The sequence below is a fragment of the Psychrobacter sp. 1U2 genome (assembly GCF_051847575.1).
In genome coordinates, this window is record NZ_JBPYDC010000036.1 from 1 (window position 1) to 15,956 (window position 15,956).

Here is a 15,956-nt window from a genome sequence, read left to right on the forward strand (position 1 = left end):
ACTTGCAGCTTAAAGTCTAGGTCGTAATGCATAAAAATACCCCATAAGTTGTGTCCAACTTATGGGGGTCGGTTCAAAGGAGGTCTTTTTAGTGTCTATTCTATTTTTATAATTGAAGATTTTGAGTGCTCAAATGACTTTAGAAAAACGATTTTTGTGCTTTTTTTCTAAATACTCATCGAACACCATTGCGACGTTACGTCCCAAAAAACGGCCCTTAGGCATAATACGGATACCTGCCGCGTCCATATCGATAAGCTTGTCTTCTTGCATAGCGCCAAGTTGCTCAATCTCATCAATGAAATAAGTAATCGCATCGATACCGAACTTTTGGCTCACATCTTTGAAGTCAATATAATCATGACAGAGTAGATTCATAATCACATACTCACGCAAGCGATCTTTGATAGAGGTCTTGATGACTTTTACCGCTGGCATAATATTGGGGTTGCTGCGTGCCGCATTAATAGTATTTTGATAAACTTGCAGGTCAGTATGGTTTTGTAAGATATAACGGGTATTGGCATTTGCAATTTGACTGATGGCAGAGACGCCAAAGCCCAGCAAATCGCAGTCACCCATGATGGTATAGCCCTGAAAATTACGATGTAATTTGCCTTTACGCTGTGCTATCGCTAGCTCATCATCAGGCAGGGCAAAATGGTCAATACCTATGTATTGATAACCTGCTTCGGTCAGCTTATTTACCGTATTAGCAAGCATAGTTAGCTTGTCGCTCGGACTTGGCAAATCTTGATCTTTGATTTGCCGCTGGGCTTTAAAGCGTTCAGGCAGATGCGCGTAGTTAAACACCGATAACCGATCGGGCGACATCTCGATGATACGCGCGACCGTTTTCTCAAACGTTTTTGGCGTTTGATGCGGCAAACCATAAATCAGATCGAGATTGATTGAATGAAAGCCAAGCGCTCTTGCCTCAGTTAATACGTTTTCAATAAGCTCGGCAGAATGGATGCGGTTGACCGCAATTTGTACGGTTTCATCTAGATCTTGCACGCCGAGGCTCACCCGGTTAAAGCCAAGATCACGCAGTGTCTTAAGCGTATTATCACCCAGTTCACGCGGGTCAATCTCAATAGAATAATCGCCTTCATCTTCGGGCAAAAACTCAAACTGGGTTTGTAAAAACTCCCACAGCTGTACTAGCTCTTCATCACGCAAGAATGTTGGCGTACCACCGCCAAAATGCAGCTGTTTAACCAGTGGTTTTTTGTCTTCTTCAACTGCCAATAAACGACGTTTGTGTTTAATCTCGCTAAATAAATACTCTAGATAGTCGCCTGAGTCGCTGTTCTTTTTAGTAATGATTTTATTACAAGCGCAGTAGTAGCAAAGATGACGACAAAAGGGGATATGAAAATATAACGATAATGGCGCTCGCGCTTCACGGCTCTGGAGTATTTGGGTCTCTAAACCATCAGCTATCTCTGAGAACTCTAAAGCAGTCGGATAAGAGGTGTAGCGTGGCCCTGAGCGATTATATTTATTAATAAGTGCCTGATCAAAGCTAGGCAGCTGCTTATTGCCACTATCACCACGCAAGCTAGCATAAGGGTTTGCCACTTCGGCGACAGGACGAGCAGTAGTAGGCTGCTCACCTGCATGATTATAAGGCTGTTGAGGGTGATTGGGATTAGAAGGGGTTGAATACTCTGTCATGCGGCGCTCCTTTTACGTTAGCGGCAATGATAGTCAGCTGAAGATTCAGCTAAAAATAGATAGGCTGTTTAGGACTGTTTTATCAAAAAAATGGCTGAATCAATAGTCTGTATTATAGCAAATCCTTAGCTCTATTAGGGTGATTAAGTAGTTTTATAAGTTTGCTATTTATTTGATTGTCGTTAATGTCTTACAGACAGATAGGGGTCAGCTTAAGAAAAGGCCCCAGAATTATCTGAGGCCTTTTATGAGTAGTAATGACTACTGCTATTTATTTGTCTTCTTTGATTTTTAGCACGGCACCAACTGCTTTTTCAGCGATTTCACTGCGACTAAAAGGCACTTTAATCCAGTCTTTGGCTGAGTAGCGACGCGTCTGATCACGATGATAAGGGCGCGTGCTGTCCGCTGATTGCGAGTAAGCCAGTAGGGCTTCTACGACAGGGCCGTTGTTATCAAAAGTGACCGACTGCATATAGGTTGGGCCATTATTGATGATATAGTTACCGGCATCATTAGGTCCAGGTCCTCTTGCGACGTTGAACACACCTTCACCGTTACCTAGGCCGCCGTGCATAGGAATCTTCTCATTATTCATGCCAGCATCAAAGACATACTGCACACTGCCTAAAGTAGCATCAAGGGCAATGCCTTTATCTTGGAAATACTGAATAGAATCTGCTAGCGCGGTACGAGTGGTAGCACTAATGATAAGGTCGCGAGGCGTATTGACCGGATCGTTGACATCGAAGCGTACACTAAATAGATCTTTGTTTTCAGTGGTTTCTTCAAAACCAACGTTTCTCCAGAACTCTCTAAAGACATGCGCGCCTTCGCTATCGATGTCGTTACGGCGATCCCAGTTACTTAGGACGTTACAAGCTTGCGTAGCGTTAAGAGTACCGCCACCAGTCAATGGCATAACGGGGTTGGCGCTGCAGTCCGCTAACACGTCATCTAGCACCAGTTCAGCGGCATAACTGCGATTACTGTAGACCACTTTTTGCATATTTTCTAAGTCAAAGGTAGTACCGCCAAGACCATCATCATTACTCAAACGATCTTGTATTTGCACCAGTCCCATACGTGAGCGCATAAGTAATGGCACACCATCGACAGGGGTAGCACCTAAGAAGGGAGTGAGTTGACGACGGAGCAAGGGCGAGAAATCAGTTAAAGGTTCTTGAGGGTTACTTAACCAATAGCTGTCATTAGAATTGGCGACATAATCATCACGAATCAAGAACGGCAAGTTTGAGCGTCCAAAGATACCCGCTTGCGGTGAGTCATCATCATTGCCCCATTCACAGGCTGCTGTATCACCTCGCAGTGCTGGCAAGCCAAAGTTAACAATGGCTTTTAGGAAGAGATTGCCATCAGTACAGCTCTCAAGCTTCTCTTTGGTTACATGCGGTACGGTGGAAATATCAGCATAGAGCGCTTTGCCATAGCGGTCAGTGGCGATAGTGTTGACGAAGCCTAAACCCACTTGATCTTGCATTCTGTCGACGAGATCTTCGACGCCAGTAGCTTTGTTCATGCTACGCCATTGATTGAGCGATCGCGCATTTTCGGCAGCGGCATCACGAATGGTAAAGGCGCTGTTATTACTACCCCAAGCTGGCAGCAAGTCATTGACAAGATCGACCGCTAGCATTGGACCAAAATGCGAGGAGTAAACAGGCTGAGTCAGCGTTTCGTTGTTGGGTAATTGAATGGTCACTTCATCCATGCGGATATCGCGCTGCTCGACGACGCCATCCTCATTGGTGTAGTTATACTTCATAGGGTTGCCATTGACCAGATCCAGCTGATAAAGCGTAAAACGCTTGGCAGTGGAGACAGTATGGCTCCATGCTACGTCTTTATTGAAGCCAATATTGATAAACGGCTGACCTTGCTGGGCGGAACCCATGACATCAATCTCACCGGGTATAGTCAGATGAAACTCATAGAAACGCTGCACGCCATTCCATGGTTCATGAGGGTTGCCATACATAACGCCTTCGTCTTTACCCGTGACCTCACTACCAAACGCATAGGCATTACTACCGCCATCCATCGCGTTAATGGTCGACATATCGAAATCGAACCCTGCCGCTAAATCCGCAGCTGATGTCGATGAGGCTGAATTCAGAGTCGTTTGGGTAGCAGAGTCTGATTCAATAGAGCGCATCCTACTGCTGCCCATAACGACGTTTTCTGCTGGCGGTGCTGCCGCTACTATAGGACTAACAAAATTAGAGAGACCGCCGCGCAAATTGGCTTTACCGTAAAGAGCTAAGAGATCATCAGTACTAATCTCTCGTACCCACTCAGCGCTGGCACAATCAGGATCGATGTTTTCTACGCCTGTATCACGCAGATAGCGACTAACCCCAGCGGCATAACCGCTTACCGCATCGAGCACTTCGGGCTCTTGGGCATTCAAAAACTGAGCGCGTTTGGCTGGTGAGTTATACCAAGTATAGAATACATCGCTAGCCACACTACCTTCATCACCTAGATATAGCATACTCTGACCACTAGAAACCACGATCTCGCGGGCAAGCGAGCAGATATTATCTTCGGCAAAGGCGTAGCCGACACCATAGCCTAAACCGCTATAGTCGTTAGCAGTAATGTGGGGAATACCAAACTCAGTGCGCTGAATATCAGCGGCATATTCGGAAGAGGTAGGAGGGGTGACGACTTGATCGTTAAAGCTGTTATCGCTATCTGAACAACTGGCCAATCCAAACGAGACCGCCACTGTTAATAGCGCTAATTTCGGCGCACGCCGATTGCGTGTTATGATTTTCATAAGCTTTACTGTCCTTAGTTAATAATAACGGCTCAAGAGCGTAATAAAATACCTACCACCTTCAGCCTTCAATAAATTCCTTTTTATTGCTAGTAGTGTACAACTGCACACTCATGATATAACAATACTTAAGCGCTTTTCTAGTTAAATGATAGATTAGTTTAAATAAACAAAGTCTAAGATTAACTCATGGTTAGCCTACGCACCAACAGAAGACGACATTTGCGCACTAATTGATAATACTCTATTATAAAACCTCTCTTTTGTTAGGAAACGCTCATGTCGTTTGCGCAAGTCTATACCCGTTCAGTCGTCGGTCTACATGCGCCAAAAGTCATTATTGAGGTGCATTTGTCACAAGGCTTGCCCGCGCTTACTATCGTTGGCTTACCTGAAGCAGCGGTACGTGAGAGTAAGGATCGGGTACGCTCCGCTATTCTTAATTCCGGCTTTCAATTCCCTAATCGGCGCTTAACGATCAATCTTGCACCTGCTGACTTGCCAAAAGATGGCGCACGTCTTGATCTGCCGATTGCTATCGGTATCTTGGCAGCTAGTGGTCAGCTTGATCCGGGAGTATTATCAGGGTTTGAGTTTATCGGCGAGCTGGCGCTCAATGGTGAATTGCGGCAAGTGACGGGTAGTTTGGCAGTGGCTCGAGCGATAAGAGCTGAAGCTTTAGCAGCAAAGACTGCAAAAGTAGCGACTGACCAAACGCAAGCATCAGCAAACCCGTCCACGCAATTAGTCGTGCCTATTGATAATGGCATGGAAGCCAGCCGCGTTGAAGGGGTGAAAGTGCTAGGCGCTACAAGCTTGCAGGCAGTATGCCAACACTTGCAGTCGTTAGCAGATCAAAACGCAAGCGCTGAGCGCTTAGAGGTCGTCATTCCTAGTATTACGCAAAAGCGAGCAGGTTATAAAGTGGATCTTGCTGATGTCAAAGGACAGCATCATGCCAGACGGGCTCTAGAGATTGCGGCGGCTGGTGGGCATTCATTATTATTTACAGGACCTCCTGGCTCTGGCAAGACCCTAATGGCGTCAAGATTGCCAACGATTTTGCCAGACTTAAGTGCTGAGGATGCGCTAGAAGTGGCTAGCACTTATTCAGTTGCTGATAGCGACTACGACTATGGCACGCGACCCTTTAGGCAAGTCCATCACACCATATCAGCAGTAGCACTCGTTGGCGGCGGCTCGCGTCCTAAACCTGGCGAGATAACATTAGCCAACAAAGGTGTGCTTTTTTTAGATGAACTTCCCGAATTTGAGCGCAGCGTACTTGAGGTATTGCGTCAGCCATTAGAGGCTAAGCAAATTACGATTAGTCGCGCCAACTCACAGATGACTTTCCCTGCCAATTTTCAGCTGGTAGCGGCAATGAACCCTTGTCCTTGCGGCTATGATGGCGATGCCTCTAATCGCTGCCGCTGCCGTCCTGAGCAGATTAAGCGCTATCAAGATAAGCTATCAGGGCCACTGCTAGATCGTATTGATTTACATATCACTGTACCGGCGCTCCCTATAGCTGACTTGCAGAATAGGAGTCGAGGAGAGAGCTCAGAAGCAGTTAGGGAGCGGGTCACGGCTGCCAATAAACGGCAAATCACCAGACAGAACAAAGCGAACAATGAGCTAAGTCCTAGTGAGCTTGATGATTACGTGGATCTAGGAGCGAGCGAGCAGCAGCTATTACAGATGGCGCAGCAGCGCTTGAACCTATCGGCCCGCGGCTATCATCGGGTATTACGAGTGGCTCGTACCATCGCAGACCTTGCCGACAGTATCGATATCACGAGTGCCCATGTGTCAGAGGCATTGAGCTATCGTAGTAAGTAATTTATTATGCTAAAAAAATTCTTAATATGACTAACGCATCTAAATCTTTATATTTAACCAAAGGCAGTTTGGGCGTTTTCATCATAGGACATAAATCACCTCAAGCATTTCTTTGCCCAAGGTGTTTTTAATAGCGATTAATACTTATCAGTAATAGCACCTTGTGAGGCACTGCCAACGGTTTTGGCGTATTTAGCCAGCACACCGCGCTTGACGTTTGGTTCTGGCGCTTGCCATGTACTTAAACGCTTTTGAATATCTTCTGCGCTGATATTTAGGTTTATTTCATTGCTATCGGCATCAATAGTAATAGTGTCACCGTTTTCGATGATAGCAATTGGGCCACCAACCATCGCTTCAGGGGTAATGTGCCCGACGACAAAGCCATGGCTACCGCCAGAGAAGCGACCATCGGTAATTAAGGCGACATCATTACCCAAGCCGCGACCCATAATGGCAGAGGTCGGTGACAGCATTTCACGCATACCGGGGCCGCCTTTCGGGCCTTCGTAACGAATAACAACCACGTCACCTGCCACCACAGTGCCCTCTAAAATAGCGCTCATGGAGTCTTCTTCGGAGTTAAACACACGTGCTGTGCCGGTAAACTGCGTACCTTCTTGGCCACTGATTTTTGCCACCGCACCATCTGGGGCAATGTTGCCACGTAATATGCGTAAGTGGCTATCAGCTTTAATAGGGTTATCGAACGGACGGATGATGTCTTGGTCTGCTGGGTAGTCTGTTACGTGAGCTAAGTTTTCAGCCATGGTTTTGCCATTAACCGTCAAGCAATCGCCATGTAGCAAACCCTTTGCCAATAAACGCTTCATTAATGGGGCAATACCACCAATCTCGATGAGTTCAGACATTAAGTATTTACCTGATGGGCGTAAGTCGGCCAGTACCGGCACGCGCTTTCCTATTTCAGTAAAATCATCAATAGTGAGCGCTACGTCGATCGCATCGGCCATGGCGAGCAGGTGAAGTACCGCATTGGTAGAACCACCCAAGACAATAACCATCGTAATGGCGTTTTCAAAAGCTTTGCGCGTCATAATGTCGCTAGGCTTAATGTCGTTGTCGATTAACCACTGAATCGCTTCACCGGCTTTTCGGCAGTCTTCACGTTTTTCTGGAGAAATAGCTTCTTGCGCAGAGCTACCCGGTAAGCTCATGCCAAGCGCTTCAATGGCTGATGCCATGGTGTTGGCGGTATACATACCACCACAGGAGCCGGGGCCTGGGATAGCGGTTCTTTCGATTTCTAATACTTCTTCTTCGCTCATATCGCCGCGAGCGTTGGCACCGACGGCCTCAAACACAGAAACGATGTCCGTATGGTTTTTACCCGGCTGAATGGTACCGCCATAAATAAATAGCGAAGGACGGTTTAAGCGCGCCATGGCAATAAGGCAACCCGGCATGTTTTTATCGCAGCCACCGATAGCAATGATCGCGTCGTGACCTTGGCAGCCAGAGACGGTTTCAATGGAGTCCGCAATCACCTCACGCGATACCAAGGAGTATTTCATGCCTTGGTAACCGTTAGCGATACCGTCAGAGATAGTAATGGTGTTGAAGATAATGGGTTTGCCATAGGCCATATAAACGCCTTTCGCCACTTCCTCAGCTAAGCCGTTAATGTGAATGTTACAAGGGGTCACTTGGCTCCAAGTCGAGGCAATGCCCACTTGCGGTCGCTTAAAGTCTTCATCCGTAAAACCAACCGCCCGCAGCATAGAGCGTGCTGGTGCTTTTTGAATACCATCGACCAAAATAGATGAGTGTTTTCTGTTGTTATCGTCTTTTTTATTCATTTTCTTACTCCAATAGCGTACGTTTTATTGGCTTGTTTAATTTAAGTAAAGGCTAATCGCAGACTGCAAATGTTTAAGGTAAAAAGGTTGTCTTGTTATTTTGTTAACTATCCTAAATACGCTCTAATCTTTTAATAGATAGTCAACCAATGCTGCAAAGTCATCAAAGGCTTGTGTCGGATCGAAGTCGCGAATATCTTGACCATAGTTATAACCATAAGAGAGACCAAGGGTATCCATATTGGCATTTTGCCCAGCTAAGATATCGTTTTTTGAGTCGCCTATCATGACGGCTTTATCAGGTGTAATCCCTAACGTGTCACAAACATGCAATAGCGGCGCCGGATCAGGTTTTTTGGTAGGCAAACTATCACCGCCTAATACCTCTACAAACCAATCTTGCCAGCCAAACGACTGCAAGATTTTAGGCACAAAACGAATGGGTTTATTCGTTACTAGCGCAAGCGTAAAACCTGCGGCGTGCAGTTTTTGCAGGCCAGTATCGACATCAGGATAAGCGACCGTTTTGCTAACTTTAAGATTACTATAAGCTTCAAGAAACAGCTGCTCAGCATGATCAGCCTCTACCGTAGTAAGCTCACCCTCCGCAATTTTCGTCTTGCCAACCAATGCTCGCTCTACCAATAGTCTTGAGCCATTACCGACCCAACCTTTTATAGTTTCAAGTGAGTAGGTGGGCAAGCCTAGCTGCTCAAGCATAATATTAATCGCTGTTGCTAAATCAGGAACGCTATCAATCAAAGTACCATCAAAATCAAAAATCAAAAGTTGCTTATTTTGCATAGGTTTTTACTCTTTATTATCGTTTTAGTTTTTAGGTGTTATCTCGCAAAAGACCCTGTTAACTTTTATCAGCTTAGCACAGTAGGCTGGTAAAGCTACAGACTACAACTACATATAACCAAGCCAAAATCCATACATCAAAACGAGCTTATAATTTACTCAACGTCCTTATAACGCTCGCGGTGTTCTTTCTTCATTTTGAGGTACTTTTTATTCTCGCGGCACTCGTCCCACTTAGCCTTAAAGATACGCGCCGATTCTGCCTTAACGGGATCTTCGGTTTGCCGTGGTAGCTCTTCGCGACCATGAGCGCCGCTTTGGCCCTTTTTATCATCGGGCACGGCGCCTTTGTACTTCTTGCCACCCTTATGATTGGCGTAGCGTCTGGCACGAGTGTAGCCCATTTGAATAAATTTACGCGCCATATCAGCGCCAACAAAATCATCGTCCGCTAAGTAGTCTAAAAATAGCTGATAAATAGTCTCGCTACTCTCACGAGCGATATCGGGGGTGGCAAAGCGCCAGTGCGGCAAAATCTCTGACTTGTATGGCTCCACCAACAGTACCCCTTGCTCACCGCGACCCACGCGGTAGAGCTCGGGGGTTTTTCGCAAATTTAAATTTGCATAATCCAAGTCATAATCAAACTCTCTCATCAAGCTTCCTCGTAGCATCTAGTCAAAGCTAGTATACTAACCACGCCGAGCCAATAAACAGCACAGAAATGTTATGCAAGCGTGACAATAAAGCGTTAAAATCAGCCGAAAACTAAGCGAAAATATCCATTTTAATAGTGCTCAAAAACCATATTATTAAACCCAACAGGATAAGCTGTTATGCAAAAACCAACTGCTAACCATCAAGTTTCGCCGCCGTTATTGACGTCACTTTTGTTGGTATGGTTACTTAGCACGCTAAGCTTCACGAGTGCCCATGGATCTTGGTTTGAGCGGTTGATACCTGAGGGCGAAGCTTATACCGTCACCCAGGTAGATCGCGATTTAGCCTTTGTGATCGATGGATTTATCTATGAGGCGCGTAAGTTTTGTTATATGGCTGCAGGGGATAAAGTGGTGTTCTTTGCAGGGCGTCACGCTATCGACTATCGCGCTACCGTTTATAATTTAGACTCTAATGAGCGTTGTGAATTGTTACTACGTGGCAGACTTTAGATCGCTAAAGGATGTTAAGGTTAAATAGGATAATATAAACAGCCATAAAAAAACCTCAAACGCGAACGTCTGAGGTTTTAGTTGCTTATTTAAAAGCTAGATTTGGTCAACGAAATGGTGGCTCGAGGCAGGATCGAACTGCCGACACACGGATTTTCAATCCGTTGCTCTACCGACTGAGCTATCGAGCCGTCTTCGCTGAGGACGCTATTAAACTAAATATACGCCTTGCTGTCAAGACATTTTTATCTTTTGTGTGCTAAATAATCAAATTCGATTCAAAAATTAGTCTTTGACCCTGATTAATTCATACTCGCTCATAATTTGATGGATATCGCTATCGGCAGGTACAAACTGACGTACGCCTTTTTTGACCTCCGCATCATAGACCATCTTAATAAACTTGGCATCGATTGCGCGTCCTTTGTTTTGTTCGTGCACAGTCAAATATTGCAAGCGCTTAGCATCCGTCTGCCCATCATCGAAACAGCCAACCGCAGCGATAGGCTTGTCATTGAACATGCCGACGTATAGATATTGCCCGCGTTTAAAGCCACTCTCAATGATACTTAATACCTCCTCGCCACTGGGCTGATTATCATCAGCGTCATACATAGCTTGCAAACGCTCGGCTAATTCATGGTCGCGAGCAGGCTTTTTTATCAAAGGTGCATTTAAATCATTAATCGCGATGGCTTCTAAAGGCATGATATGTCCTATTGTCTTATGAGTGCTAAAAGTATTAAGTCAAAACAAAACCAAATAAAAAACGTCATTGATAAAACTTAAAGCAGTATTTTAACAGATTGGGGCAAATAGCGCCTTGCTTTACCCTCCTACCATAGCCGTCATGAGAGCATTTTGCTATGATAACCTATATCTACATTTCCTCAGTATCTATTTACTCCCCATCCCTTATTTATAGAGAGTAGCTATGTCTGCCGATAATAATCAAGCGCAAAATTCAAACCTATACGGTCGCCCAGCGCGCACCGCCACTGTTGAGCGTAACACCGCTGAGACGCAAATCACTTGTACGGTCAACCTTGATGGTACCGGCCAAGGGACTGTCGATACCGGCGTGCCGTTTCTAGATCATATGATTGATCAGATTAAGCGTCACGGTTTGTTTGACTTGGATATCAAATGTGTTGGCGATACCTATATCGATGATCATCACAGCGTGGAAGATACGGGCATTACCTTGGGTCAGGCATTTAATAAAGCGCTTGGCGATAAAAAAGGCATCCGCCGTTATGGACATTTCTATGCGCCACTCGATGAAGCTTTAACGCGTGCAGTCGTTGATCTGTCAGGTCGTCCGGGTTTGCATATGGACATTCCTTTTACCCGTTCACACGTGGGTAAATTCGATGTCGATTTGTTTAGCGAATTCTTCTATGGTTTCGTCAACCACTCATGGATGACTGTGCATTTGGATAACCTTAAAGGCAAAAATAGCCATCACCAAATCGAATCGACGTTTAAAGCCTTTGCCCGCGCGCTACGTATGGCGTGTGAGTATGATGAACGTGCATTGAATACCTTACCGTCGACCAAAGAGGCGTTCTAAGATGCATTTAAGGCTCTGCTACTGTGTCAGCTAAGTTTGGCGTACTAAATGTACAGCCTTCACTTAGCTTCCTTGTCGCAAAACCTTATCTACACCTTATAATATGGTATTAAATACAATAAAAGCGATTTAAAACGAGAATCTAAATGACCAAAATTGCACTCTTAGATTATGGCATGGGCAACTTGCACTCAGTCAGCAAGGCGCTATCGTTGGTCGGTGCTGACGTTTCTATCACCAATGACCCAAAAGTAGTCGCGGCGGCCGACAAAATCGTCTTCCCGGGTGTCGGTGCGATGCGAGATTGTATGATCGGTATGCGTGAGGCCGGCATTGATAACGTGGTACGAGAAGCTATCTTTAATAAACCTGTCATGGCGATTTGTGTCGGTATGCAAGCGTTGTTTGAGCAGTCTGCTGAGAACGGTGGTACCGCTTGCTTGGGTATTTTAGATGGCACGGTAGAAGCATTTGATCCGACATGGACAGATGAGCAGGGCGTTACCATTAAAGTCCCGCACATGGGTTGGAATACGATTACGGAGATGGATACCAGCCATCCACTATGGAACGGCATTGAGAATAACGCGCATTTTTACTTTGTGCACAGTTATTATTGCCAGCCTACCGATACGTCTCAAACGGCCGCTATTTGCGATTATGGCCAACCGTTTTGTGCCAGTATTATCAAAGATAACTTATTTGCAACCCAGTTCCATCCCGAGAAAAGCCATACTGCAGGATTGCAGCTTTTGAAGAACTTCGTAGAGTGGGATGTATAGTTAGACGAAACAGTGTATAACTTTGATAGGTGAGTTGACGACAGCGTAACTCACCTTTTAATTATTGTTTATTATTGGCCTCAGCTATTGCTAGCTATCATACGCGGAAACCTCAGTGGATTTTACGACCTTTAAACTAAACATCATTGATATGACCGGTCTCGCCAAAGACGCTTTACACATATACGTCGGCGTTGGCCTCTATTTGCTTAGCTTGTTTATATTACGCCCTATCATCAAAAGTCAGAATATCAGAGCCTTTTTAGCGTTACTGGTTGTCATCAGCGTGGCATTGCTAGGCGAGTATTTTGACAATCGACATATTATTTTGCCAAAAGGTATTCTTGCTTTGAAAGGCATAGACATCAAGGCTAGCCTTCATGATTTGATAAATACTTGCTTGCTGCCTTTCTTGCTGTTTGCGTTAAATAAGTGGACGACTATTTTCCAGGTTAGCAATTCACCGAGTAAGCTATTAAAGAAAACTCGATAAAGATAGTTTGCCCTTCAGTTGATTAGCAACCCACATTTACAAAGCTTACGAAACATAAAAAGTCTTGTCTATTTAATACATTTTCCTTTTGTTATTTTGGATTTATTACTGTTAGCTATCAAATCAATATAAATCATAAAAAAGGAAGAGCTATGAATATCCAAGACCTATTAAATAAAGCCAAAGACACCTTGGGCCTAGAGCCGCAAGAGACCAAGTCAGGCGCTTATACCCCCTCCAAATCCTCGCTAAAGATAGCCGCGCCTAACAAAACCAACTATGATAATACGGACTACGATAACCCGTACACTGGCAATAAAAAAATCTTGATGGTCTGCACTGAGCAGCAGTATATGACTATGGAGAATGGTAAAAAGTTCGATACGGGTAATCATCCGGTAGAGATGATGGTGCCTTTATTACACTTTAAAAAAGCAGGCTTTGAAGTAGATGTTTTCACGCCAACAGGCGAGTCGGTGAAAGTTGAGCAGTGGGCAATGCCAGAAGACGATGACAACGTGAAAGAAATTTACGCTGAATATGAGTCCAAGCTTAACAAGCCAAACAGTATCGCTGACTTTGTTAAAAATGATATGGCTGATAGCAATGACTATGCGGCGATTTTTATCCCCGGTGGTCATGGCGCGATGCTAGGCTTACCAGAAGATAAAAACCTTGGTGAATTGCTACGTTGGGGTCATAACAAAGATTTATTTACCTTAGCGATCTGTCATGGACCAGCAGCGTTGTTAGCAGCTAATTTAGAAAGTGCAGATAGCACTGATAAAGACGATAACGCTAACAAAGACTTTGTTTTTAAAGGTTATAAGATGGTTGCGTTCCCGACTGGCATGGATAAGCAAATGCCAAAAATTGGTTATTTGCCTGGTACGATGCCTTGGTACTTCGGCGAAAAGTTAGAAGATTTAGGCGTGACGATTGATAATAAACTCGCCTCAGGACAGACCCATCAAGATAGAAAGCTCATCTCAGGCGATGGTCCTTTGGCGGCGAATGAATTTGGTAAAATTAGCGTAAAAGCTTTGCTTAAAGAGCTTAAATAAAAGGGTTTTGACATATCCAGTTCTAAATAAAATGGGCACAAGCTATCTACACTAACTACGTACTGCTGGGATGAATTTTGTGCAGCCTCTGGAGTGACGAAGTCGCACAGCTAGCAAGGAAAATTTATACCAGCAGTACTTTAACAATTTTAGATTGAGTCAGCTGTATGTTTACTCCATAAAAAAACGGACTATTAATTAGTCCGTTTTTCGATTTTAAGAGTAAAGGGTTTTACTTAGCTTCATCATATAACCCACGCACCACCTCACCAATCACTGCAATCCCATCGGTCAAAGTCTGCTCATCGGCGGCAATACTCATACGAATACACTCATGCGCGTGTTTATAATCGCTAACATCGACACCAGGGAAGAAGTATTCACTTGGCACGATAAGTGTGCCTTTTTCTTTGAGAGTTTCATACAACTCAGAGGTACTAATCGGCAAATCTTTAAACCATAACCATAAGAATATCGCGCCCTCTGGCTTATGAATCACTAACGGATAATCGCCCAATTCTTTTTTAAGTAGGGTAATGGCTGTCTTAGCTTGCTGCTGATAAAAAGGCTTGATAACGTCATCAGATAACTGCTTGATACGGTCATCTGCGACCAGTGGCGTCGCAATCGCCGCCCCAAAACGTGTCGGGGCTAAATTCACCACCGCATTCATCGCGCTAACCGCTTCGATCACCTCAGGCGCAGCAACGATAATGCCTGTACGCATACCGGGCAGACCAATCTTCGACAAGCTAAAACACAAAATGGTATTGTCATCCCAATTCAGATGCGCGTCTGAATAAATGATATTTGGGAAGGGCATACCGTAGGCATTATCGATAATCAGCGGTATCTCGTAGCGCTTGGCAATCTCAGCTAAGCGCGCCATTTCTTCATCGGTCAGCACATTACCCGTCGGATTGGTCGGACGCGAACAGCAAATCGCGCCAATACGACCTTCCTTCAACGCTGGCAAGTTCTCTAACGCCTCAAAATCTACGCGATATTTAAAGAAGCCTTCCTCGCCCTCATGAGTGACTTCATCGATATGTGGTAATACCGCGGCAAAATGCTGACCTTCGACATGCACATCGCTATAGCCGATATACTCAGGCGTTAATGGCAATAAAATCGATTTATCTACCGTTTGGTTGTCTGTATTAGACTTATCACTGAACGCACCGCCAAACAGGTTAAATAAATAGAAAAAGGCATTTTGTGAGCCATTGGTCAAAGCGATATTTTCTGCGGTTAGATTCCAATCATAATGACGGTTAAAGAAGCCAACCAAAGCCTCGATAAAGGCGGCATCACCCTGCGGATTGGAGTAATTCGCCATACTAATAATCGCGCTACTATTGGGTACGCCAGCATCGTTATCCAGTCCCAGCGCTTTATAAGTCTCTAAAAACAGCTCATTCACCGCATTAATCTTGGCAGGATTACCACCGCCTAGCATGTTGACCGGCTGATCGCTTTTTAGCGCATCGCCCAAGTCATCCATCAATTGCGAGATACCCGTAGGCTGGGTAAATTTCTGACCAAACTTTGAGAATTTCATAGGATTGCCACATTCTTAGATAAGTTATTTGTTTGATAAAGTGGCGCTATTATAGCAAATGGCGGCTATAAAATAAGCAAAGCGCATGGCTGATATTGGGTTATATGCTCATACGACTTGAAAAGCAAAAAACACACTTTATATGAGTAGAAAGCGTTTTCGGATTTAGGGGTTATAGCTTGTTCTACTTTTCACTTGTAGTTGGTAAGCTGACAATCTACTATTATCGATATTACATTGAGATTAACTGAGATAGCTATGTTAGTAACTGTTGTCAATAAGCCTTGAACCGCCCCGACTTTATCGGAGAGTGTTTTACTTGAGTCAGGCAGCAATGCCTGACAGGGTTAAATTATCATAAT

Annotated in this window: 13 protein-coding genes and 1 tRNA gene; 6 read left to right on the forward strand and 8 right to left on the reverse strand. The window is 44.7% G+C overall.

Features of this window, described 5'->3' with window-relative positions; translation table 11 throughout:
• Positions 1 to 129: 129 nt before the first annotated feature.
• Together hemN and ACS8FD_RS12285 are read right to left on the reverse strand one after the other, a co-directional pair.
• Positions 130 to 1,680, reverse strand: a complete 1,551-nt coding sequence (gene hemN, locus ACS8FD_RS12280; RefSeq protein WP_439276112.1) for an oxygen-independent coproporphyrinogen III oxidase — start codon at positions 1,678 to 1,680, stop codon at positions 130 to 132.
• Positions 1,681 to 1,951: 271 nt separating this feature from the next.
• Positions 1,952 to 4,483, reverse strand: a complete 2,532-nt coding sequence (locus tag ACS8FD_RS12285; RefSeq protein WP_439276113.1) for a penicillin acylase family protein — start codon at positions 4,481 to 4,483, stop codon at positions 1,952 to 1,954.
• Positions 4,484 to 4,762: 279 nt separating this feature from the next.
• Between ACS8FD_RS12285 and ACS8FD_RS12290 the strand changes: the two genes are divergently transcribed.
• The gene (locus ACS8FD_RS12290) at positions 4,763 to 6,325 is read left to right on the forward strand and encodes a YifB family Mg chelatase-like AAA ATPase (protein WP_439276114.1); all 1,563 of its coding nucleotides are present in this window, start codon (positions 4,763 to 4,765) and stop codon (positions 6,323 to 6,325) included.
• Between the two features lie 137 nt (positions 6,326 to 6,462).
• On the opposite strand, the gene ilvD is transcribed toward ACS8FD_RS12290, so the two are convergent.
• From ilvD to ACS8FD_RS12305, 3 genes are all read right to left on the reverse strand, one after another.
• A complete protein-coding gene (ilvD, locus tag ACS8FD_RS12295; protein ID WP_439276115.1) occupies positions 6,463 to 8,145 on the reverse strand; it encodes a dihydroxy-acid dehydratase in 1,683 nt (560 codons plus the stop codon).
• A 123-nt stretch (positions 8,146 to 8,268) separates the two neighbouring features.
• Positions 8,269 to 8,949 (reverse strand): phosphoglycolate phosphatase, encoded by a 681-nt coding sequence (locus tag ACS8FD_RS12300; protein ID WP_439276116.1) that lies wholly within the window; start codon positions 8,947 to 8,949, stop codon positions 8,269 to 8,271.
• A 155-nt stretch (positions 8,950 to 9,104) separates the two neighbouring features.
• Positions 9,105 to 9,605, reverse strand: a complete 501-nt coding sequence (locus tag ACS8FD_RS12305; RefSeq protein WP_439276117.1) for a DUF4385 domain-containing protein — start codon at positions 9,603 to 9,605, stop codon at positions 9,105 to 9,107.
• A gap of 180 nt (positions 9,606 to 9,785) precedes the next feature.
• Here ACS8FD_RS12305 and ACS8FD_RS12310 point away from each other — a divergent pair, with 180 nt between their 5' ends.
• Positions 9,786 to 10,121: a hypothetical protein gene (locus tag ACS8FD_RS12310; RefSeq protein WP_439276118.1), complete on the forward strand. Its 336-nt coding sequence runs from the start codon at positions 9,786 to 9,788 to the stop codon at positions 10,119 to 10,121.
• A 115-nt stretch (positions 10,122 to 10,236) separates the two neighbouring features.
• On the opposite strand, the gene ACS8FD_RS12315 is transcribed toward ACS8FD_RS12310, so the two are convergent.
• Positions 10,237 to 10,312, reverse strand: a tRNA-Phe gene (locus ACS8FD_RS12315).
• Positions 10,313 to 10,406: 94 nt separating this feature from the next.
• Positions 10,407 to 10,829, reverse strand: a complete 423-nt coding sequence (locus ACS8FD_RS12320) for a hypothetical protein (RefSeq protein ID WP_439276119.1) — start codon at positions 10,827 to 10,829, stop codon at positions 10,407 to 10,409.
• A 226-nt stretch (positions 10,830 to 11,055) separates the two neighbouring features.
• Here ACS8FD_RS12320 and hisB point away from each other — a divergent pair, with 226 nt between their 5' ends.
• The 4 genes from hisB to hchA all read left to right on the forward strand — a co-directional run bounded on the left by hisB (position 11,056) and on the right by hchA (position 14,033).
• Positions 11,056 to 11,694 (forward strand): imidazoleglycerol-phosphate dehydratase HisB, encoded by a 639-nt coding sequence (gene hisB, locus ACS8FD_RS12325; RefSeq protein ID WP_439276120.1) that lies wholly within the window; start codon positions 11,056 to 11,058, stop codon positions 11,692 to 11,694.
• 146 nt (positions 11,695 to 11,840) lie between these two features.
• Positions 11,841 to 12,476, forward strand: coding sequence for an imidazole glycerol phosphate synthase subunit HisH (hisH, locus tag ACS8FD_RS12330; protein WP_439276121.1), 636 nt, complete (start codon positions 11,841 to 11,843; stop codon positions 12,474 to 12,476).
• A 115-nt stretch (positions 12,477 to 12,591) separates the two neighbouring features.
• The gene (locus ACS8FD_RS12335) at positions 12,592 to 12,969 is read left to right on the forward strand and encodes a hypothetical protein (protein ID WP_439276122.1); all 378 of its coding nucleotides are present in this window, start codon (positions 12,592 to 12,594) and stop codon (positions 12,967 to 12,969) included.
• A gap of 152 nt (positions 12,970 to 13,121) precedes the next feature.
• On the forward strand, positions 13,122 to 14,033 hold the full coding sequence (hchA, locus tag ACS8FD_RS12340; RefSeq protein WP_439276123.1) for a glyoxalase III HchA: 912 nt from the start codon (positions 13,122 to 13,124) through the stop codon (positions 14,031 to 14,033).
• A gap of 232 nt (positions 14,034 to 14,265) precedes the next feature.
• Here hchA and ACS8FD_RS12345 read toward each other — a convergent pair whose 3' ends face one another.
• Entirely contained in the window at positions 14,266 to 15,594 is a 1,329-nt protein-coding gene (locus tag ACS8FD_RS12345) for a valine--pyruvate transaminase (protein ID WP_439276124.1), read from the reverse strand.
• Positions 15,595 to 15,956: the final 362 nt, after the last annotated feature.